The sequence below is a fragment of the Flavobacterium terrisoli genome (assembly GCF_030167905.1).
In the GTDB taxonomy this organism is placed as follows: Bacteria; Bacteroidota; Bacteroidia; order Flavobacteriales; family Flavobacteriaceae; genus Flavobacterium; species Flavobacterium terrisoli.
Genome location: NZ_JARGNA010000004.1, coordinates 116,657 through 136,616, shown reverse-complemented (window position 1 = coordinate 136,616; position 19,960 = coordinate 116,657). Strand labels below are relative to the sequence as shown.

The window sequence follows — 19,960 nt, the reverse complement described above, 5'->3', positions numbered from 1 at the left end:
TTTTAGCTTTGCAACGATGAAATCCAAAACCCATTTTATCGCTTTCAAACAAAACATCTCAGGTATTTCGCTACCCGAAAAATTTACCTTTCCTTTTTATTATGAACCACATGAACTGAGCGTCATTGCAGCAAATGAACTGCAAAATTATCTCAAAATCCAAACCGATTTCGAACATAATTTTGGCTTAGATACGGAACAGGAGGGCTTGGTGATAGGAAAAATGTTTGGTGTTTTAGTGGTGCAAAATGCTGATAGCGAATTGGGCTATCTCTGGGCATTTTCTGGCAAACTGGCCGAACGCAATCATCATCCGTTATTTGTACCAACGGTTTTCGACATGCTCGAGGAAAACAGTTTTTTCAAAAAAGAAGAAATACTCCTCAATCAATACAACCGCAAAATTGAAAAGCTTGAAAATGACGCTGATTACCTGACTTCAATTCAACATTTGGAAAAAACCAAACAGCAGGCTGAGAAAGAAATCCGGGAGCAGAAAGAAAAGATCAAACTCGGTAAAAAACTGAGAGCTGAAAAGAGAAAATCGCTTCCTGTATCAGCATTGGACCAACTCAACAAAGAAAGTCAGGAAGAAGGTATTTTGCTCAAAAAAATGACACAATACTGGAGCCATCATATTCAGGCGGCTTTGGAACAATTTGAAACATTTGCGACCAAAATCAACCAACTCAAAGACGAACGCCGACAAAAGTCGGCAGCACTGCAACAACAGTTATTTGCGGAATACGCTTTCCTGAATCAGTATAAGGAATTAAAAAGTTTAGGCGAAATTTTTAACGGCAATCCACCAGCCGGCGCAGGAGAATGTGCGGCACCAAAGCTATTGCATTATGCATTTCAACACCATTTGAAACCCATTGCCATGGCGGAATTTTGGTGGGGACAATCACCAAAGTCTGAAGTTAGAAAACACGGCCAGTTTTATCCGGCTTGTACCGGAAAATGCGAACCGATATTGTTGCACATGCTCAAGGATATTCCAATAGAAGACAATCCGTTTCAAATTAACCCTGCGGAAGGCAAGACGCTTGAAATTGTCTTTGAAGATGACAATCTCGCCTTGGTCAATAAACCGGCTGAATTTCTTTCCGTTCCCGGAAAACAAGTGACCGATTCTGTTTTTACCAGAGTCAGAGCGCTTTATCCCAATGCCACCGGACCGTTAGTAGTGCATCGTTTGGACATGTCAACTTCGGGTTTGATTTTGATTGCCAAATCGAGTGAAATCCATAAAAACCTGCAATCACAATTTATCAAACGAAAAGTCAAAAAGCGTTATGTTGCTTTGCTTGATGGCTTAATAAAGGAAGATAACGGAACCATAGATTTGCCTTTGCGTGTTGACTTAGACAATCGTCCGAGTCAAATCGTCTGCTATGATCATGGAAAACCAGCCAGAACAGTATGGGAAGTCATTGAGCGCAGAGACAATAAAACTTTGGTCTACTTCTACCCGATTACCGGAAGAACGCATCAGCTTCGTGTACACGCGGCACATAATTTGGGTTTGAATACGCCAATTGTTGGTGATGATTTATACGGCACAAAGGTCAATCGTTTGCATTTGCATGCCGAAAGCATTACTTTTAGTCATCCCATTTCAAAAGAGATGCTGACAATAACTGTAGGTGCTGATTTTTAATCTCGTAACAAATTTTGAGTTTTGAGACTCATTGTGAAATACTTCCATTATGAAAAAATTGATTTGCTATTCCTTCTTATTGCTGAGTTTTCAAAGTTTATTGGCTCAAAATTTTACCCGTAAAGATTCGCTTCAAGGCGGATTGCGTCCGGAACGCACCTGTTATGACGTGATGCGTTATGATTTGAATATCAAGATTGATACAAAAGCAAAATCAATTGTAGGTTACAATGAAATCACTTTCAAAGTCGTTGAAAATGCAACGACAATCCAATTGGATTTATTCGAAAACATGAAAGTCGATAGTATTGTTTACAACAAGAAAAAGGTAAATTATACCCGCGAATTCAATGCGGTCTTTATCAATTTTGCTACACCATTATTCAAGGAAATGCCTGAACAATCGATAAAATTCTATTATTCCGGTAAACCAATTGTTGCCCGTCGTGCACCTTGGGATGGCGGATTTGTTTTCGATAAAGATTCAAACGGCAAGGACTGGATTGGTGTAGCTGTTCAAGGTACCGGAGCAAGTTTGTGGTATCCGGTAAAAGATTCGCAAAGCGATGAGCCTGACAGAGGCGCGAGTATCAAAGTGGCTGTTCCTAATGGATTGATGAATGTTTCCAATGGAAGGTTTATGGGTTCGGAAGATTTAAAAAATGGCTATACGCGCTGGGATTGGGAAGTTAAAAATCCAATCAATACTTATGACATCACGGTAAATATTGCCGATTATGCCCATTTGCATGAAAATTACAAAGGACTGGATTTGGATTATTATGTATTGCGTGAAAATGAAGAAAAGGCACGCACTCATTTTGCCGAAGTAAAACCGATGATGGATTGTTATCAAAGTAAGTTTGGCGAATATCCATTCAAGGAAGATGGCTATAAATTAGTTGAAACTTCTTATTTAGGTATGGAACACCAAAGCGCTGTAGCTTATGGAAATAAATATTTAAAAGGTTATCTTGGAATGGATTTATCAGGAACCGGAATAGGACTGACTTTTGATTATATAACCATACATGAAAGTGGCCATGAATGGTTTGGAAACAGCATTACAACCAAAGATATTGCAGATATGTGGGTGCATGAAGGTTTTACCCAATATACAGAAATTGTGTATGTTGAATGTACATTAGGCTATGACAAGGCTATGCAATACACTAACGGATTGCGTTTTAATGTGGAAAATGACAGGCCAATTATCGGGCATTATGGCGTGAACAATGAAGGCTCTGGCGATATGTATCCAAAAGGTGCTTTGCTACTCAATACTTTGAGACATGTCATCAATGATGATGCTAAATGGTGGAAATTGATTTTGGATTACTCCAATACCTTCAGGCATAAAATCATTGACACCGAAACGGTGATTGCTTTTTTCAACAAAGAAAGCGGGATGAATCTGACGCCGATTTTCAATCAGTATTTGAGAAAAACTACGATTCCAAAGCTTGATTTAAAGGTTGAAAATGGAGAACTACAGGCGCGTTGGTCCAATGTTGATGCCGATTTCAACATGCCGGTTGACATTGTCTCAGACAGCAAAACTATCAGAATTTACCCTAAAAAAGATTGGATTAACACAAACCAAAAAGTCAAGGAAATCAATCAAGTTAAGGTATTGTCCAATAAATTCTACATTTTAACACCGTAGACCGTTCAAAAAAAAACGTTCAACTATTCCGTATCTCATTAATAAATAGTAAATTAGACTAAACTTTTAAACTCACTATTTATGGATACTTCAGTAAAAGGTTTGAACAAATGGGCTAACGCTCATTCGACGAAATGGTTTGACACTTTCAGAGTTCTTTTGGGCGTATTTCTAATTTACAAAGGCGGATATTTCGTTAGTAACAGCAGAGAATTTGAAGATTTAATCGCTCCTGTCAGTAATTTTCTCGGCGGTATGTTTGTATTTCATTACATCGCTTCAGCTCATATTATGGGCGGTATCATGATTATTTTTGGTTTATTGACCCGTTGGGCATTGATTGCGCAACTGCCTATTCTACTTGGTGCCGTTCTAATCAATTTCTTTGGAGATATGAATGTGATGAATCTACTGATAGCAACCGTAACTTTGGCACTTAGCATTTTTTACACCATTTACGGAAGCGGTAAACATTCGGCTGATTATTATTTCAAAATGCAAAAATAAAATGTTGTAATTCCCATAACAACAGAAAAAAACGCACTAAGGTTTTACTCTAGTGCGTTTTTGATTTATTTTAAGGTTTCTTTCCTCATTACTTTTCCACTGCCAGTTTCCTTGAACTTGGAAATGAAAATAACTTCTTTGGGTTTTTCATATTTATCCAGATCATCGTAAAGATCATCTCCTAAATCCTCTTTGTCACCTTCAACCAACAAAACCACTTTTTCCCCTAATTCCGTATCGGGTTTTGAAGCGATAAAGAATCGTTGGTGAATCTTGTGTGCCAACTTCTCCTCTATTTGTTCCGGAATTAACTTGATTCCGCCACTATTGATGACGTTGTCCATTCTGCCAAGGAAAACAAACTGATTCTCGTTGACCAATTCCACTATATCATTGGTTATGATGACATCATCCGAGATTCTTGGCGCATGAATTACCAAACAGTTTCTGTCGTCATAAGATATCGTAACACCTGGCAAAACAGTAAAGGCTTTTTCACCTAGTTTTCTGGCAGCAATATGTGTGATTGTTTCAGTCATACCATACGTTTCAAAGACTTGAGCCGGTAATTTCAACAATTGCTTTTCCAGTGTTTTGTTAATGGCTGCGCCACCAACAATCATTTTCTTTACTTTCTTTAATTCAGGAATTGAATTTTGAGCCTGTAACGGAACCATCGCCACAAAATCATAGTCAATCTCATTATTGCGCAACGGATGCGAACTCGGCGCTACAAATTCCAAATCGAGCCCCAGAATCATCGCACGAACCAACATCATCTTACCCGCGACATATTTTACCGGCAAACAATGCAAGGCAACATTTCCGGGCTGCAATTCGAAAAAATCTCCGGTAGCTAATGCCGATTCAACCATGGCCTGTTTGCTTACGCTAATCAGTTTTGGCGTACCGGTCGTGCCCGAAGTCTGCATTTCGATATAATCTTTGCTGTCAAACCAATCCAAAAGAAAATCTCCCACCGGCTTTTCAAAATCTTCGCCTTCTTTGATAAAACTATAAGCCACACGGCATAAATCATACTTATCGAGATGGAAACCATTCAATTTAAATTGATTGTGCACATTTTCGTAGGTTGGGCTATTCATGATTTTCGCTGTTTAGCAATGGTTTTTCTTCGCTTTCAATTACAATATCACCGGTAAGTTTCTCTTTCCAGTTGGTCCATTTGTATTTTTTACTAAAGATAAATAATAGTAATGGAAAAATAACAACTACCGGTGTCAAAATTTCATACCCAACTGACGGTGTTGAAACATCTTTTAATATTGAATGTGTCTTAAATGCAGTCCAATCGGAAGTAACCAATAAAGCTGCAATTAAATTATTAGCCGCATGGAAACCAAGCGCCAATTCCATTCCTTCATCCATCAAAGTGATGATTCCAAGAAAAAAACCGGTTCCGATATAATAAACCAAAATGATATATCCCATTTTTTGCACCTCAGGATTAGCGATGTGCATTGTCCCGAAAATCAGCGAAGTCATGACCAACGGAAACCACCTGTTTTTCGCCAAAACACCAAAGCCCTGCATCAGGTAACCGCGGAAAACATATTCCTCGGTACTGGTTTGTATTGGTATCAGAAGCACTCCGATAACAGCCAATATCAAAAAAGGAATAGGTTTAAAATTCCAGACGAAATTTTCAGGAGCCGAATAATACAACGCCAAAGTTGAACCTGCGGTAAAAATTCCCCATACAGCAAAGGCAAAAAAGATTCGTCCCCAATCTACTTTGGATCTTGAAGTCGTTACCGATAAAAAGGTTTGCTTGTGAAAATGCTTGACCACCAAAATAATGGCAACAAAGGCAAAAACAAATGATATCAGCAAGAGAAACAAAGTCGTGTTAGGTTCCAAAAAACTCATTACTTCTTCATCGGTTGTCGGATAGCTTTTCCCCGAAGACATCGCCTTAGCCGCAACTGCAATGGCTAAAGGAATTTGCCCGATGGTTGAAGCAACAATAATGATTAATGAGCCTACAATATATTTCCAAAATTTATTTTGAGGTAAAAAACCGTTTTCTATAAACATGTGTTTTGCAATTTTTTTGTTTCGCCTAAATTAAGTTTTTTCTATTAATATCTATTACTTTGCAAAAAAAATATGTTGCAGATACTCCACAATCCAAGATGCGGAAAATCGAGAGATTGCCTGGCTTTTCTTGATGATTCTAAAGCCCAATTTGAAATCAGGAATTACATTCAGGATCCATTATCAAAAGAAGAATTAAAAGATTTAATTCAGAAACTGGGAATCAAACCCATAGCATTGGTGCGTCAAAAAGAAACGGTTTGGATAGAGCTTTTCAAAGAGAAAAAAATGTCTAATGTTCAAATCATCAACGCGTTGGTAAAATATCCCATTCTCATTGAACGCCCGATAGTTATAAAAGGAAACCAAGCTGTCATTGGCAGAGACCTTGAAAAATTGGGCAAATTCATTTAAATAACCCACACATTTTTAACAAAGATTTGTGAAATCACGCTTAAACCAAAGCGTACTTTTGCATTCTTAGGCATGGATTAAAACCTTATACATGAAAAAAATCAAGATTATCTCAACGTTACTTTTGCTTTGTTGCTCAATTATAACATTTGCCCAACAAAGACCGGAACGCGCCAAAATCATTATTACAGGTAATGTTATTGAGAAAACGAGTAAGATGCCGCTTGAATATGCGACGATTACTTTAAAAAACACCAAGAACCCAAAACAGATTTTTGGCGGAATCACAGACAATAAAGGAAACTTCACTGTTGATGCAAGTACTGGTGAATTTGATATCATCATCGAATTTATTTCTTTTAAACCTACAGAAATTAAGGCCAAACAATTGACTGAGAGTACCAATCTTGGAACTATCGCTTTGGAAGAAGACGCCACACAACTGAATGAAGTAGTCGTAAGAGCCGAAAAAACAACCGTTGAAATTAAGCTTGATAAAAAAGTCTATAATGTTGGACAGGATTTAATGGTAAAAGGCGGAACGGTCAGCGATGTATTAGACAATATTCCTTCGGTTTCTGTGGATGTGGAAGGAAATGTGAGCCTTCGTGGTAATGAGAACGTGAGAATCTTAATTGATGGAAGACCATCCAATGCGATTAATATCACTGAAGCTTTGCGCTTGATTCCGGCAGATGCTATCGACAAAGTGGAAGTAATCACCAATCCATCAGCGCGTTATGATGCTGAAGGCGGTGGCGGTTTATTAAATATCATCCTCAAAAAAGGAAAAAACAGAGGAATCAATGGAACTTTTATTGGTGCGGTTGGAGATCCAAAAAACAACAGTTTGAGCGGAACCATCAATTATAAAGAAAAGGAATTTAACCTCTTCACTACGCAAGGCTACAGCAACAGAAACAGTCCCGGTAATGCATTGACCAATTCAAGATATTTAAACGCTGATAACAGCACCAGAAATTATATGAACGAAACCCGTGAAAACGAACGTTTGAATGAATCATACAATGGAAACTTTGGTATAGACTGGTTTTTGACCAAATCATTGACCTGGACACAGACCGTAAATTACAGAAGAAGTCTTGGCGATAATACCGACAATGTATTGCAAAAATATTATGACCAAAACTATGTTTATGATTACACCCGTAATCGTATTAACTATGAAGACAGCAAAAGCAAGAACATTGAATATTCAACCAATTTCACCAAAAACTTCAAAAAAGAAGGTCACAAGCTAACCATAGACGGCTCGTTCTCTGACAATTCAGATAAAAATTTCGCTTTGATTACGGATGAAGCAACCAATTCAGCTACTGTTGGTTTAGATGAAACGACCAATATCCAAAAGCAAAACAGAAATTTAATTCAGGCAGATTACGTTTACCCAATCGGAAAAGGAAGCCAGTTTGAAATGGGTTATAAAGGTGATTTTCTTAAAAACGTTACTGATTACAGCGTAATCAACGACGGTGTTCCTGCGCCCGAATTTACCAATACGCTGGAGTACAAAGAAAAAGTAAATGCATTATATACCAATTATGGTTTCAAATTGAGCAAGTTCTCTTTCCTTTTTGGTGTGCGTTGGGAAGATTCCAATATTGACGTAAACCAATTGGCAACCGCTGATTTCAACAATAAAAAATACAATAACTTTTTCCCGAGTGCCTTTTTTACTTATGAAATTGGTGACCAAACCAGTGCTTCTATCAGCTATAGCCGAAGAATTCAAAGACCAAGAGGAAGACAATTGAATCCATTCAACAATTTATCGAGTAACGTAAACATCTTTCAGGGAAATCCCGATTTAAATCCGGCCTTTACCGACGCCATCGATTTGGGTTATATCAAACGTTGGGACAAACTAACATTCAATACTTCGCTTTACGGAAACAAAACCACCGATGTGTTTCAATTTGTTAGAAGACCAAACGGCGAATTTCAAAACGGCATTCCGGTAATCATCAGTTCACCAATCAATTTATCAACAGAATACAGGGTTGGATTTGAATTTACCCTAAACTATTCGCCTTACAAATGGTGGAAAATAAACGGTAATTTCAACTTCTATTACAATGAAACCGATGGTGATTACACTTATACCGATTCAAATAACAATCCGGTTACACAAAATTTTGACTTTAGTGCCAACTCTTGGTTTACCAGAATCAGTTCAAAAATATCGTTGCCTTATAAAATAGATTGGCAAACCAACGCTACTTATAATGGTGAGCAAAAACAAGCACAAGGAAAAAGCTTAGGAAACTTCGGAATGAACCTGGCCTTCAGCAAAGATATTCTAAAAGACAAAGGAACAATAGCGCTAAACGTGAGCGATGTATTCAATTCCAGAAAAAGAATTTCTGAAACATACCTTCCGGGTCAAGTCGATTCTTATGGCGAAATGCAATGGAGAGTGAGACAAGTTAACTTCTCGTTTACCTATCGTTTCAACGTACAGAAAAACGAAAAAGAAAGAAAACCACGTAACGGTCAACAAGATGACGGTGGAGATTTCCCAGGATAATAAATTAAAAAAGCCCCGAAATTCGGGGCTTTTTTATGGAACATCTAGTACAGAACTAGGCTGTTTGTTCGGCTTCTTTTTGTGCTTTTCTTTCTGCCAATAATTCTTTAACACCACCAAAAATCCAATAAGGAACGATGAAAGTGATTAAGAAAATCATCAGCCAAAAACCAATCGTTAAGATGGTCAAGAAAGCTAAGAAACCTAAATACTGTTGAAATTCAAACATGTTTTCCGGAATTTTTTTGAATTATACGCAAATGTATGAGTAATAATTAAGCCTACCAAAAAACAAAACCTTTTTTATTAAATAGTTTATCCACATTTTTTGCCGTAATTTTAAGGAGCTATTTCCGGCTGTCCGTTACAATCTTTTTATTGCTTTGTCACCCTGAGCGCAGTCGAAGGGAATTTTCTACTAAGCAACAAAAAGGATTTTCACTACCATCCGGGCTAGGCTTCACATTACTAATAATTTATCCTTTAAATATGGAATTTAGAATAGAAAAAGATACAATGGGAGAGGTTCAAGTGCCTGCCGATAAATATTGGGGCGCGCAAACCGAACGTTCCCGAAATAATTTCAAAATCGGTCCGGCGGCATCCATGCCCAAAGAAATTATTGAAGGTTTTGCTTATTTAAAAAAAGCCGCTGCTTATGCCAATTGTGATTTAGGTGTGCTTTCTACCGAAAAGCGCGATGCCATTGCCCAGGTGTGTGACGAAATCTTAGCCGGAAAGTTGGACGACCAATTTCCGCTAGTCATTTGGCAAACCGGTTCGGGTACACAAAGCAATATGAATGTCAACGAAGTGATTGCCAATCGAGCGCAAGTTTTAGCCGGGTTCAAAATCGGCGAAGGTGAACCGGTGGTAAAGGCCAATGATGATGTCAATAAATCGCAATCGTCCAATGATACTTTTCCAACCGGAATGCACATTGCCTGCTATAAAGCTGTCGTGGAAACCACCATTCCCGGAGTGGAAAAACTGCGCGATACTTTAGAAACCAAAGCGAAAGCCTACAACAAAGTCGTGAAAATCGGAAGAACACACCTGATGGATGCTACGCCATTGACTTTGGGGCAAGAACTTTCCGGTTATGTAGCCCAATTGAACTACGGCTTAAAAGCATTGAAAAATACATTGGACCATCTATCAGAAGTCGCCTTAGGCGGAACCGCCGTCGGCACAGGATTGAACACACCAGCCGGTTATGATGTCAAAGTAGCCGAATACATTGCCCAATTTACCGGCCATCCTTTTGTAACAGCACCCAATAAATTTGAAGCTTTGGCTTCTCATGACGCCATTGTTGAAGCCCATGGTGCATTAAAGCAATTGGCCGTTTCCTTAAATAAAATTGCCAACGATATCAGAATGCTGGCTTCCGGTCCGCGTTCCGGAATTGGGGAAATCCTGATTCCTGAAAATGAACCCGGTTCTTCTATCATGCCCGGAAAAGTAAATCCTACACAATGCGAAGCTTTGACGATGGTTTGCGCTCAGGTCATCGGCAACGATGTGGCGATTTCCGTTGGCGGTATGCAGGGCCATTATGAATTGAATGTTTTTAAACCGGTAATGGCAGCCAACTTTTTACAATCAGCCCGATTGATTGGTGATGCCTGTCTTTCTTTTGACGAACATTGCGCACAAGGCATTGAGCCCAACTATAAACGAATTAAAGAGTTGGTTGATAATTCATTGATGCTGGTTACGGCACTAAATACCAAAATCGGCTATTACAAAGCCGCTGAAATTGCCCAAACCGCACATAAAAACGGAACGACTTTAAAAGAAGAAGCCATTCGTTTAGGCTATGTTTCGGCAGAAGACTTTGATGCCTGGGTAAAACCCGAGGATATGGTTTAAAGTTTTAGGCAGGATATAAACTAAAAAAACCCGTTTGGGGAAACGGGTTTTTTAGATCTGTCAAAATCAAACAAAACAATAATCAAACTATTTTCTCATAAACATGTTAGTGTAATATTTTCTTCCGGTGTCCGGATTTGTTGTAACTGATATTCCTAAGTGCGTGTAGTCACCTTCAATGTTTGCTTTGTGTGATGGGCTGTTTAACCAGGCCGCAAATACACTCTCAGCAGTCAAATAGTTATAAGCGATATTCTCGCCTACTCTTTCCGCTCCTAATACTCTGATCAAATTATCAGAACGTTGTTGGAAATAATCGTGGTTGAACACATTGTTATCAATCATATATAAGTTATGCTCTTCCGATTTGTAAGAGATATGATTGATCACTTCAAGGGTATTTAGTCCGATACTTTGACGGTAGTTGTTAATTAGCGTTACTAATTTTAACTCTGTTTCGTTGTAATTGTAGGTAGTTACAACTTGCTTGTCTGAAGTAGATTCTTCTGTGTCAGAAGAACAAGATACCATAGTGAACACGATTGCTAACGGCAACAATGCTCTAAACATTTTTGCTTTCATAGTAGTAGGTTAAGTTTTTAATAAAGTAGATGTGGGGCAAACACTTTATTTGATTAATTATTGACAGTTTTTAATAAAGTAGATGTGGGGCAAACACTTTATAGATTTTATTTTTAAGAACGTATTGTTTGATTTGGTTAGACAATATTAGTGCAATCATCGATTAAAACACAAATAAAATCGATAAAATGCATTTTTTTATGCTTATTATAAGATATTTTCCTACTTAAATGCATTTCATCGATGATTTACATCGTCTGTGGACAAAACTAAAAAACCACTCCTAAGAGTGGTTTACATAATTTTCAACATTATTTATATTATTTAAGGAGAAAGCCTATCAATCTGCCAATCATATTCCTCTTTTAGCTTATATCTGATTCTATCGTGCAAACGATTCGGTCTTCCCTGCCAGAATTCAACTTCTGTTGGGCGCACTAAAAATCCACCCCAATAATCCGGTCTGGGGATTGGCTTGCCTTCAAATCCCTTTTCCAGCTCTTTTAGTTTGTTGTCTAAGTATTCCCTCGATGGAATGGTTTCGCTTTGTGAGGAAACAATTGCTCCCAGCTTGCTGCCATCCGGTCGGGAATCAAAATAATTATCCGAGATGATTTCAGAAGTTTTTTCGGCTATGCCTTTAATGATCACTTGGCGTTCCATACTGTGCCAAAAGAAAGACAAACAAACATGAGGATTATGGAGTATGGCTTTTCCTTTTTCGGAATTGTAATTCGTATAGAAAATAAAACCTTCTTCATTGAATTTTTTCAGCAGCACTACTCTACTCTTTGGAAATCCATCCAAACCGATTGTGGCAACTGTCATGGCATTGACTTCTTCTACCCCACCAAATTCTTCCATCTCGTAGAACCATTTGTGGAAAAGATTGATAGGATCTTCGGGAATATTGGTTTCCAGAAGTTCGCTCTTTTCATAGGATTTTCGGTAGTTGCTTAGATCTTTCATTATATAGTATGCTTGTATGTGGTAAAGTTACTAAGTTTTTTAGAATATAAATAAGGATTACTTTTAGCCCCGATTGAAGCAAGCTACCGTGTAGCGCGGAAAGCGGGAACTGCTTCAAAAATTAATCAAAGTCAAATACTTTCCCATCATCGGCCAAAAGCACATTCGGGAAAATGGTTTCCGCTTCTGTCTTGAACAATTCAATGCTGCTGTAACGCGTGCTGTAGTGCCCAAGTAGTAATTGTTTCACATTGGCCAGCTTGGCGATTTTAGCGGCTTCCTTGGCGGTGCTGTGCATCGTTTTCTCGGCTTTGTCAGCTTCCGATTCGAGGAAAGTGGTTTCGTGGTACAAAACATCAACATCCTGAATTATAGGAATAATGCTTTCGTCATACATCGTATCGCTGCAAAAAGCATAACTTTTTGTCGGCTCCGGGTCAAAAGTCAATTCGACATTGGAAATGATTCTGCCATCATCCAAAGTAATATCGCCTCCATATTTTATCTTTCGGTAATAAACCATGTCGATATCATAAGATTCTACAGCTTCTATATTAAGCTTGCGTTCTTTGGGTTTTTCCTGAAACAGATAACCATTGGTATAAATGCGGTGTTTGAGCGGAATGGTTTTGACGATTACTTTTTCATCTTCAAACACCACTTCGCTTTCTTTGGATTCCAATTCATGGAAATACAGATTGTAACCGGTAAACGAATTAGAATAACGCAACTGTAACAAGATAATCTCTTTAATCCCTTTCGGGCCGTAGACGTGCAAATCGGTTTGGCGGTTCAATAACATAAAGGTAGATATCAACCCGACCAATCCATAGAAATGGTCGCCGTGCAAATGCGAAATGAAGATATGGTTGATTTTGGAAAACTTGAGTTTGTTTTTACGCAGCTGCACCTGTGTTCCTTCACCGCAATCGATCAGGAACATCCGGTTGCGGATTTCCAGGACTTGTGCGGTTGGATTGGTTATGGTTCGTGGCGTGGCTGCATAGCAACCCAATATGGTTAATTTCATAGTGGTTTAAAATCCTAAATCGCGCTCAATTTCTTCCATCTCGATAATATCATGCGCTTCCAGTATGGTTGGTACCAATGTGATGCTCTTAGGCACTGCATTAAAGTTGATGCTGCCAGACACTAATACTATTGATTTCTTTTGTTTTTTGTGGAGCTTGATTAATTCAGTAAAGGATTTTACATCTTCCATTTTTAGATTCTTGTCATAGGACAAATCCAAAATGAGATTGTCATTCTTATAACTGTTATACTCACGGGTCAGCACGTCTAAAAACGCTGCAGTTTCCCCATTGGTGTCTTTAATAATAGTAGTATGCCCTTTTTGTTCGACTTTCATTAGTGAAGTAAATAATTTAATACGAAGCTAATTTAGGAAGATTTTGCCATTTTTTGGCATTTGAACAAAGGTTTGTCATTTTGAGTGTGCAGTTCATAGAAATTTTTGGTTTTTCATCGGTGAAATACACGTTTTTTTAACATTTTATAGATTAACTGCACGATAAAAACGCTGAAAACCCTTGAATTCATTGATTTTGTCGATTAAACGACTTTTGAGGTTAGTTATCGAAAAAATTTCAGTCGGGAATACTCTTGAAGTAGTTTTGACAAAGAAATAACAACGAAACTAAAACACTTATTATGACAACAACAAATAACACAGTAGCTCAAAAAAATGTAACGAACGTTAGATTATTTGTTTTATTCGTATTATTGGTTTTATCAAGCAATGGTGTTTTCGGTCAGGAAGTTAAAACTACTACTGTAGCAAATACTACTTCAACTGAGGTTTCAGTTTCTAAAAATGATTCAATTGTTATCGCTACTGAGAAAACAGTTGCTTCAATGGATTTCGCAGTATGGTTTATGGGAACTAACAAAACTTCTTCTGATAGCAAGTCAAATGTTAGCTTCAGCAAAAAAGCCTTAATCAACTCTGGTATCAATACTAACAGCGTTTTAATCAGATCGCTTTTGAAAAAAGTTAGTAGTTCAGAAAGCAGTGTTGCCTAATCAAAATTTGAGTTTAAGTTTGGATTAAATATAATTGGTTAGTTTTAAAGAAAAAGTCCCGGTACCCAGTCGGGACTTTTTTTATTTTGAGTTTTGCTTGAAATAAACTTCTGTTGCGCCTGAACCGTATTTCTGATAATTGGCATCCTGAAAGCTTATGTTATCATATCGCCCGAGCATAAAGTCGAGTTCCGATTTTAAAATCCCTTCGCCTACACCGTGAATGAATACGATTTTAGGGATTCTGTTTCGAATGGCAAATTCGATATGGCGTTTGGCCGTTTCGGTTTGTATCGTCAGGATATCGTAGTTGCTCATCGATTTGTGGCTTTTGACCAATTTTTCGATGTGCAAATCAAACTCCGGAACGGGAATTTCTTTTTTGGCCTTTTTCTCGGTATTGGTATAGTTAGGTTTGGAAACTTCCTTTTCTGATATAACCTGACTTTTATTAAAGCTGAAATTCATATCGCTGCCGGTTCCAATCTTAATCAGTTCGTGGCTTTTAAACGTAAGATTAAAACCATCGGTAGTTTCAATCGTTACTTCGTTGCCATTGATTTCAACCACTATGCCATCGATAGCATCATCCAATACCGAAACCTTATCGCCTTTAGTTATCATCTTCTTTGTCTTCTTCAGTTTCTGAATGTTTGCTTGGTGTTTTGGCCATCAGACGCATCATGCCATACATAAAGATGACAATCGCGATAATCATAATATAGAGATTGGGCTGCGCTTTGCTTTGCTCATACAAGCCAACAATAATCGCCACAATCATAAAAGGAAGGATTAGCTTTTTCATTTGTCAAAAATAAAAAAACCGACTGGAATAGCCGGTTTTAAAGTAATTATATTTTAAAGTTTTTACATTCTCATGCTACTGGCAAAGGAAGCAGCAAAGGCCGCAAATCCAATGATAAAAACAATGTAAAGCGCAATCATAACAATGGTGAAAATACCCAAAAATTTATGGTGTGACTTTAAACTTTCCAGAGCTTTGGCTAAAGTATCAGCATTTTGAAAATCCAACGCTTGCTTGATTCCTTTGGCATAATTAAATAAGTAGTAAACCGGAAAGAAATAAACAAGAGCAAATATGATGTATATTGCCCCAAACCAAGCTCCCATGCCCAAGACAGGATTTTGCATTCCCATTTGATTGTAAGGATCGTTTGGTAATTCGGTAGGCATGGCACTCATAATAGCAGTAATGCCGATTCCTGCTACTACCATTAATGCTATAAAAATAAAACCTACAATAGCTAAAAACATACACCACTTGCCGCTTACTCGTAAGGATTCAATAGCCAAATGATTTAAAGATAATTTTTCCTGGTCTTCCATAAATAAAAAAGGTTGGTTTATAAATTAATTTTTGGTTTATACTGCTTTTTACGAGCTAAAGCTCGTGTACCTTAAGCCCACTGGGCTTCCTCCTCTTAATATCAAAGGTTGGTTTATAAATTGGTTAATTGATTACTTTTCAAATTGCTTTAAAGTCTTGATAATGATGGAAACACAATCTAACAATTGTTCTTCATTCATCACTAATGGCGGTGCAAAACGAATAATGTTGCCATGTGTTGGTTTGGCTAACAAACCATTCTCTGCCAATTTCATACAGATATTCCAGGCCGTTTCACTTTCTTCCGTGTCATTGATGACCACAGCATTAAGCAATCCTTTTCCGCGGACTACAGTAGCTACGTTTGAGGTTTCGATGTATTTGGCCAATTCCGAACGGAAAAGTTGTCCTAATCGCTCTGCATTTTCGGCCAGTTTTTCGTCTTTTACCACTTCCAAAGCTGCAATGGCAACAGCCGCTGCCACTGGATTTCCGCCAAAGGTAGAACCGTGTTGTCCCGGTTTGATTACATTCATGATGGCATCATTGGCTAAAACCGCAGAAACCGGATAAACACCACCTGAAATGGCTTTTCCTAAGATTAAAATATCGGGCTGCACATTCTCATGATGCACGGCTAGTAACTGACCTGTGCGGGCAATGCCTGTTTGCACTTCGTCTGCAATGAACAATACGTTGTGGTCCTCACACAAAGCTTTGGCTTTCGCCAAATAACCTTCGCTTGGTACATAAACGCCTGCCTCACCCTGAATTGGTTCCACTAAGAAACCGGCAATATTTTTGGATGACGTGATTGCTTTCTCCAACGCGTCTAAATCATCGTATGCTATTTTGATAAATCCGGCTGTATATGGACCGAAGTTTTTACGCGCATTTTCATCATTGGAAAACGAAATAATCGTAGTCGTTCTTCCGTGGAAGTTACCCTCACAAACAATAATCTGTGCTTCATTTTCATGAATACCTTTTTTCTCATAAGCCCATTTTCTACACAATTTCAAAGCGGTTTCCACTGCTTCGGCACCGGTATTCATCGGCAATACTTTATCAAAACCAAAATACTTGGTAATGAACTCTTCATAAACACCTAATTTATCATTGTAAAAAGCACGCGAAGTAAGGGTTAATGTTTGTGCCTGTTCCATCATGGCACCAACAATTTTCGGGTGGCAATGGCCTTGGTTTACGGCAGAATAAGCCGAAAGGAAATCATAATATTTTTTGCCTTCCACATCCCAAACGTAAACTCCTTCTCCTCTGTTGAGTACGACTGGTAATGGGTGATAATTGTGGGCTCCATACTTGTTTTCTAATGCAATGGCATCTGCTGAAGTTAATTTTTCTAAAACTGACATTGTAATTTGAATTTTAATCTACTCTCACTGCAGATTAATTATTTAAACCGTTATTCCTTCTTTTGGAGAGAAATCATCCATGTATTTGGCAAAAGTATAATTTAATTGCGAATTATTTTTTAATCTTTTCCAAGATATCATTCATCATTTCAATCTGCACTTTCTGAATCTCAATCAGTTCCTGTTGTTGGTGCATGATTAAGTGATCGAGTTTCTCATCAAGCATCCTGATTTCGAGTTCCGATTTAAGGTTAATCATATAATCCTTCTTCGCCCGTTCGCGGTCTTTTTCTTCCTGGCGGTTTTGGCTCATCATAATGACTGGCGCTTGCAGAGCTGCCAAACAGGACAAAATCAAATTCAATAAAATAAAAGGATACGGATCAAAACCTTTGTTCATCAAAAGATACACATTGAAACCAATCCAAATCATAATAAAAATAAAGAACGAAATGATAAACGTCCAGCTTCCGCCAAAATCGGCTACTTTATCGGCTATCATTTGCCCGAAAGTACGGTTATCGGGTTCGTCTTCTACTTTAGAAACAAAAGACTTATCCGCTGTCAATGACTTGATTACGTTTTTATGCAAATCGGTCAACTCGCCGACTTCCGATTGCAGGAACTGGGCAATGTATTTCTCCCGATATACGTTGAGTTCGCTATTGGCAATGCAACCGTCATTGGTAAAATCGGGATGGTCTTTCTTGATTAAATCAAAAATTCCGGTGCGGATTGATTTTCCCCAAACTCTCTCGTGTTCCGGAAATTCTTCTCCTGAAATAACGCTTTTAAAAGTGGCTTTTGAATTCATGCAGGTTTTATTTATCAGCTAATTTACGACTATTCGCGCTCTTCAAACATTTTGAGCAAAGTATTAACGGTATTCCAATTGCGTGTGGTAGAAACCACGTTCATGCTCTTTTCTATCCATTTGTTGTCCAGTCTGGTTTTGGCGGGAGAGATGTCATATTTGAGATAGATTCGTTTGCCATCGAGCTGGATTTCGTCGGGTTTGATAAAATTTAAGTTGAGTTGGGTAATCATATTTTCCGGCAGTTCCGAAGAGATAAAGGAAACATAAAGCTTTTTCAAATCGACGCCTTCTTCGTTGAGGAATAGATTGCGCTCCAAACAAGCAGCCAAATCTTCCTTACCAATGACAATCACCGGAACGTCATGACCAAACTCCTTGAAAATCTCCTGCTTAATGAGGAAACCAACTTTCCCCGGACTTTCTTCTTCGGTATCCACAAACACATTCCCCGATTGGATATAGGTCACCACATTGGTAAAGCCAATGCCTTCGAGCGCTTTTTTCAAAGCGACCATGTTAATCATTTTGTGTCCGGAGACATTGATACCGCGGAGAAGGGCTAAGTGAGTGTGCATCTTGATATTTTTCTACTAATTTATATTTTTTTCTTAAATCCCATTTAAGTTTTAACCAATAGTTTATTTTTGCGCTATGGGAAGAAAACAAACCAACAAAGTCATTTTTGAAAAGATTACCGTTTTAGATGCCGGTGCCAAAGGCGTATCGGTCGCTAAAGCACCTGAAGGCCAAGTCATTTTTATACCCAATGTCGTTCCCGGCGATGTGGTTGATGTGCAAACGCTTAAGAAAAGAAAAGCCTATTTTGAAGGCAAAGCCATTAAATTTCATGAGTATTCCAAAGACCGTGTGGAACCGGTTTGCCAGCACTTTGGTGCCTGCGGCGGTTGCAAATGGCAGAATATGAATTATAACAAACAGTTGTTTTACAAAAACCAGGAAGTTTTCAATAACCTGAAACGCATTGGTAAAATTGAATTGCCAGCCTTTGAACCGATTTTAGGTTCGGAAAAGCAATTCTTTTACCGCAACAAAATGGAATTCGGCTTCTCCGACACACGTTGGATGACCGATGCTGAAATCCAGTCGGGTGTGGAATTTGACAACAAAAATGCTTTGGGTTTCCATATTCCAAGAATGTGGGACAAAATATTAGACATTGAAAAATGTCATTTACAGGAAGATCCATCGAATGCGATTCGTAATGAAATCAAGCGTTTTGCCAATGAAAACGAATTGGAGTTCTTCAATGCCAGAAACCACGAAGGTTTGTTGCGTACGTTGATGATTCGCACCGCTTCTACCGGAGAAATTATGGTCTTGATTCAGTTTTACAAAGAAAACAAAGCCCAACGCGAATTGTTATTGAACCACATCCACGCAACGTTTCCGCAAATTACGTCTCTACAATATGTGATTAATGGTAAAGCCAACGATACTTTGTATGACCAGGACATTAAGTTGTTCAAAGGCAGAGATTATATTTTGGAAGAAATGGAAGGCTTGCACTTTAGCATCAATGCCAAATCGTTTTATCAAACCAATTCAGATCAAGCCTACGAATTATACAAAATCACCCGTGAATTTGCCGGATTAACCGGAAATGAAACGGTTTACGATTTATATACCGGAACCGGAACCATTGCCCAATTCGTTTCCAAACAGGCCAAAAAAGTAATTGGTGTGGAAGCCGTTCCTGAAGCTATTTTTGACGCAAAGGAAAATGCCAAACGCAACAGCATCACCAATTGTGAGTTCTATGTGGGCGACATGAAAAACGTATTCAACGATGAGTTCATTGCGCAACACGGCCATCCGGATGTGATTATCACCGATCCGCCGCGTGACGGAATGCACAAAGATGTCGTAGAACAAATCCTGAAAATCGCACCGGAGAAAGTGGTGTATGTCAGCTGTAACTCTGCGACACAAGCCCGCGACTTAGCTTTGATGGATGAACAATACAAAGTAACGCGAGTGCGTCCTGTGGATATGTTTCCGCAAACCCATCACGTGGAAAATGTTGTACTTTTGGAGAGGCGCGAGCGTTAAAAAACAGTCCTGTGGACTGTTTTA

At 38.4% G+C, this 19,960-nt stretch carries 21 protein-coding genes; 8 read left to right on the top strand and 13 right to left on the bottom strand.

Annotated elements, in window-relative coordinates:
- Nucleotides 1-16 precede the first annotated feature (16 nt).
- From P1K33_RS06400 to P1K33_RS06390, 3 genes are all read left to right on the top strand, one after another.
- The gene (locus P1K33_RS06400) at nt 17-1,663 is read left to right on the top strand and encodes an RluA family pseudouridine synthase (protein ID WP_284652084.1); all 1,647 of its coding nucleotides are present in this window, start codon (nt 17-19) and stop codon (nt 1,661-1,663) included.
- Nucleotides 1,664-1,712: 49 nt separating this feature from the next.
- Nucleotides 1,713-3,329, top strand: coding sequence for a M1 family metallopeptidase (locus P1K33_RS06395; protein WP_284652083.1), 1,617 nt, complete (start codon nt 1,713-1,715; stop codon nt 3,327-3,329).
- A gap of 81 nt (nt 3,330-3,410) precedes the next feature.
- Nucleotides 3,411-3,836: a DoxX family protein gene (locus P1K33_RS06390; protein WP_284652082.1), complete on the top strand. Its 426-nt coding sequence runs from the start codon at nt 3,411-3,413 to the stop codon at nt 3,834-3,836.
- 65 nt (nt 3,837-3,901) lie between these two features.
- On the opposite strand, the gene P1K33_RS06385 is transcribed toward P1K33_RS06390, so the two are convergent.
- Both P1K33_RS06385 and P1K33_RS06380 read right to left on the bottom strand, forming a co-directional pair.
- Nucleotides 3,902-4,942 (bottom strand): AMP-binding protein, encoded by a 1,041-nt coding sequence (locus P1K33_RS06385; RefSeq protein ID WP_284652081.1) that lies wholly within the window; start codon nt 4,940-4,942, stop codon nt 3,902-3,904.
- Entirely contained in the window at nt 4,935-5,894 is a 960-nt protein-coding gene (locus P1K33_RS06380) for a CPBP family intramembrane glutamic endopeptidase (protein ID WP_284652079.1), read from the bottom strand. Before P1K33_RS06380 ends, P1K33_RS06385 begins: the two co-directional genes overlap by 8 nt.
- Nucleotides 5,895-5,966: 72 nt before the next feature.
- Here P1K33_RS06380 and arsC point away from each other — a divergent pair, with 72 nt between their 5' ends.
- Both arsC and P1K33_RS06370 read left to right on the top strand, forming a co-directional pair.
- Nucleotides 5,967-6,308: an arsenate reductase (glutaredoxin) gene (gene arsC, locus P1K33_RS06375; RefSeq protein WP_284652078.1), complete on the top strand. Its 342-nt coding sequence runs from the start codon at nt 5,967-5,969 to the stop codon at nt 6,306-6,308.
- Between the two features lie 91 nt (nt 6,309-6,399).
- On the top strand, nt 6,400-8,856 hold the full coding sequence (locus tag P1K33_RS06370; RefSeq protein WP_284652077.1) for a TonB-dependent receptor: 2,457 nt from the start codon (nt 6,400-6,402) through the stop codon (nt 8,854-8,856).
- A gap of 55 nt (nt 8,857-8,911) precedes the next feature.
- On the opposite strand, the gene P1K33_RS06365 is transcribed toward P1K33_RS06370, so the two are convergent.
- On the bottom strand, nt 8,912-9,085 hold the full coding sequence (locus P1K33_RS06365) for a hypothetical protein (protein WP_171223207.1): 174 nt from the start codon (nt 9,083-9,085) through the stop codon (nt 8,912-8,914).
- A gap of 260 nt (nt 9,086-9,345) precedes the next feature.
- Here P1K33_RS06365 and fumC point away from each other — a divergent pair, with 260 nt between their 5' ends.
- Nucleotides 9,346-10,731 carry a class II fumarate hydratase gene (gene fumC, locus P1K33_RS06360; protein WP_284652076.1) on the top strand — a complete coding sequence of 462 codons (1,386 nt, stop codon included), beginning with the start codon at nt 9,346-9,348 and terminating at the stop codon, nt 10,729-10,731.
- Between the two features lie 87 nt (nt 10,732-10,818).
- Here fumC and P1K33_RS06355 read toward each other — a convergent pair whose 3' ends face one another.
- The 4 genes from P1K33_RS06355 to P1K33_RS06340 all read right to left on the bottom strand — a co-directional run bounded on the left by P1K33_RS06355 (nt 10,819) and on the right by P1K33_RS06340 (nt 13,651).
- Nucleotides 10,819-11,313, bottom strand: coding sequence for a CAP domain-containing protein (locus tag P1K33_RS06355; protein ID WP_284652075.1), 495 nt, complete (start codon nt 11,311-11,313; stop codon nt 10,819-10,821).
- A 324-nt stretch (nt 11,314-11,637) separates the two neighbouring features.
- Nucleotides 11,638-12,282: a pyridoxamine 5'-phosphate oxidase gene (gene pdxH, locus P1K33_RS06350; RefSeq protein WP_284652074.1), complete on the bottom strand. Its 645-nt coding sequence runs from the start codon at nt 12,280-12,282 to the stop codon at nt 11,638-11,640.
- A 121-nt stretch (nt 12,283-12,403) separates the two neighbouring features.
- A complete protein-coding gene (locus P1K33_RS06345; RefSeq protein WP_284652073.1) occupies nt 12,404-13,312 on the bottom strand; it encodes a ribonuclease Z in 909 nt (302 codons plus the stop codon).
- Between the two features lie 6 nt (nt 13,313-13,318).
- Nucleotides 13,319-13,651, bottom strand: a complete 333-nt coding sequence (locus P1K33_RS06340; protein WP_284652072.1) for a ribonuclease Z — start codon at nt 13,649-13,651, stop codon at nt 13,319-13,321.
- 302 nt (nt 13,652-13,953) lie between these two features.
- Between P1K33_RS06340 and P1K33_RS06335 the strand changes: the two genes are divergently transcribed.
- The gene (locus tag P1K33_RS06335; protein WP_284652071.1) at nt 13,954-14,325 is read left to right on the top strand and encodes a hypothetical protein; all 372 of its coding nucleotides are present in this window, start codon (nt 13,954-13,956) and stop codon (nt 14,323-14,325) included.
- An 81-nt stretch (nt 14,326-14,406) separates the two neighbouring features.
- Here P1K33_RS06335 and P1K33_RS06330 read toward each other — a convergent pair whose 3' ends face one another.
- The 6 genes from P1K33_RS06330 to P1K33_RS06305 all read right to left on the bottom strand — a co-directional run bounded on the left by P1K33_RS06330 (nt 14,407) and on the right by P1K33_RS06305 (nt 18,441).
- On the bottom strand, nt 14,407-14,949 hold the full coding sequence (locus P1K33_RS06330) for a DUF8465 domain-containing protein (RefSeq protein WP_284652070.1): 543 nt from the start codon (nt 14,947-14,949) through the stop codon (nt 14,407-14,409).
- Nucleotides 14,939-15,130 carry a hypothetical protein gene (locus tag P1K33_RS06325; RefSeq protein WP_284652069.1) on the bottom strand — a complete coding sequence of 64 codons (192 nt, stop codon included), beginning with the start codon at nt 15,128-15,130 and terminating at the stop codon, nt 14,939-14,941. The genes P1K33_RS06330 and P1K33_RS06325 overlap by 11 nt, the downstream gene beginning before the upstream one ends.
- Nucleotides 15,131-15,192: 62 nt before the next feature.
- The gene (locus P1K33_RS06320) at nt 15,193-15,672 is read right to left on the bottom strand and encodes a DUF5362 family protein (protein WP_284652068.1); all 480 of its coding nucleotides are present in this window, start codon (nt 15,670-15,672) and stop codon (nt 15,193-15,195) included.
- Between the two features lie 132 nt (nt 15,673-15,804).
- A complete protein-coding gene (rocD, locus tag P1K33_RS06315; protein ID WP_284652067.1) occupies nt 15,805-17,049 on the bottom strand; it encodes an ornithine--oxo-acid transaminase in 1,245 nt (414 codons plus the stop codon).
- A gap of 112 nt (nt 17,050-17,161) precedes the next feature.
- A complete protein-coding gene (locus P1K33_RS06310; RefSeq protein ID WP_284652066.1) occupies nt 17,162-17,863 on the bottom strand; it encodes a DUF1003 domain-containing protein in 702 nt (233 codons plus the stop codon).
- A gap of 29 nt (nt 17,864-17,892) precedes the next feature.
- Complete coding sequence (locus P1K33_RS06305) at nt 17,893-18,441, bottom strand: DUF1697 domain-containing protein (RefSeq protein ID WP_284652065.1); 549 nt, start codon at nt 18,439-18,441, stop codon at nt 17,893-17,895.
- A gap of 76 nt (nt 18,442-18,517) precedes the next feature.
- Between P1K33_RS06305 and rlmD the strand changes: the two genes are divergently transcribed.
- Nucleotides 18,518-19,936, top strand: a complete 1,419-nt coding sequence (gene rlmD, locus P1K33_RS06300; RefSeq protein ID WP_284652064.1) for a 23S rRNA (uracil(1939)-C(5))-methyltransferase RlmD — start codon at nt 18,518-18,520, stop codon at nt 19,934-19,936.
- Nucleotides 19,937-19,960 lie beyond the last annotated feature (24 nt).

What these genes read in the sequence shown, in the direction of transcription:
- pdxH (WP_284652074.1), bottom strand. Translation starts at nt 12,282, where the DNA reads ATGAAAGATCTAAGCAACTACCGAAAATCCTATGAAAAGAGCGAACTT.
- P1K33_RS06320 (WP_284652068.1), bottom strand. Translation starts at nt 15,672, where the DNA reads ATGGAAGACCAGGAAAAATTATCTTTAAATCATTTGGCTATTGAATCC.
- rocD (WP_284652067.1), bottom strand. Translation starts at nt 17,049, where the DNA reads ATGTCAGTTTTAGAAAAATTAACTTCAGCAGATGCCATTGCATTAGAA.
- fumC (WP_284652076.1), top strand. Translation starts at nt 9,346, where the DNA reads ATGGAATTTAGAATAGAAAAAGATACAATGGGAGAGGTTCAAGTGCCT.
- P1K33_RS06370 (WP_284652077.1), top strand. Translation starts at nt 6,400, where the DNA reads ATGAAAAAAATCAAGATTATCTCAACGTTACTTTTGCTTTGTTGCTCA.
- P1K33_RS06365 (WP_171223207.1), bottom strand. Translation starts at nt 9,085, where the DNA reads ATGTTTGAATTTCAACAGTATTTAGGTTTCTTAGCTTTCTTGACCATC.
- P1K33_RS06395 (WP_284652083.1), top strand. Translation starts at nt 1,713, where the DNA reads ATGAAAAAATTGATTTGCTATTCCTTCTTATTGCTGAGTTTTCAAAGT.
- P1K33_RS06335 (WP_284652071.1), top strand. Translation starts at nt 13,954, where the DNA reads ATGACAACAACAAATAACACAGTAGCTCAAAAAAATGTAACGAACGTT.
- P1K33_RS06345 (WP_284652073.1), bottom strand. Translation starts at nt 13,312, where the DNA reads ATGAAATTAACCATATTGGGTTGCTATGCAGCCACGCCACGAACCATA.
- P1K33_RS06390 (WP_284652082.1), top strand. Translation starts at nt 3,411, where the DNA reads ATGGATACTTCAGTAAAAGGTTTGAACAAATGGGCTAACGCTCATTCG.
- P1K33_RS06355 (WP_284652075.1), bottom strand. Translation starts at nt 11,313, where the DNA reads ATGAAAGCAAAAATGTTTAGAGCATTGTTGCCGTTAGCAATCGTGTTC.
- P1K33_RS06330 (WP_284652070.1), bottom strand. Translation starts at nt 14,949, where the DNA reads ATGATAACTAAAGGCGATAAGGTTTCGGTATTGGATGATGCTATCGAT.
- P1K33_RS06325 (WP_284652069.1), bottom strand. Translation starts at nt 15,130, where the DNA reads ATGAAAAAGCTAATCCTTCCTTTTATGATTGTGGCGATTATTGTTGGC.
- P1K33_RS06340 (WP_284652072.1), bottom strand. Translation starts at nt 13,651, where the DNA reads ATGAAAGTCGAACAAAAAGGGCATACTACTATTATTAAAGACACCAAT.
- arsC (WP_284652078.1), top strand. Translation starts at nt 5,967, where the DNA reads ATGTTGCAGATACTCCACAATCCAAGATGCGGAAAATCGAGAGATTGC.
- P1K33_RS06400 (WP_284652084.1), top strand. Translation starts at nt 17, where the DNA reads ATGAAATCCAAAACCCATTTTATCGCTTTCAAACAAAACATCTCAGGT.
- P1K33_RS06305 (WP_284652065.1), bottom strand. Translation starts at nt 18,441, where the DNA reads ATGCACACTCACTTAGCCCTTCTCCGCGGTATCAATGTCTCCGGACAC.
- P1K33_RS06385 (WP_284652081.1), bottom strand. Translation starts at nt 4,942, where the DNA reads ATGAATAGCCCAACCTACGAAAATGTGCACAATCAATTTAAATTGAAT.
- rlmD (WP_284652064.1), top strand. Translation starts at nt 18,518, where the DNA reads ATGGGAAGAAAACAAACCAACAAAGTCATTTTTGAAAAGATTACCGTT.
- P1K33_RS06310 (WP_284652066.1), bottom strand. Translation starts at nt 17,863, where the DNA reads ATGAATTCAAAAGCCACTTTTAAAAGCGTTATTTCAGGAGAAGAATTT.
- P1K33_RS06380 (WP_284652079.1), bottom strand. Translation starts at nt 5,894, where the DNA reads ATGTTTATAGAAAACGGTTTTTTACCTCAAAATAAATTTTGGAAATAT.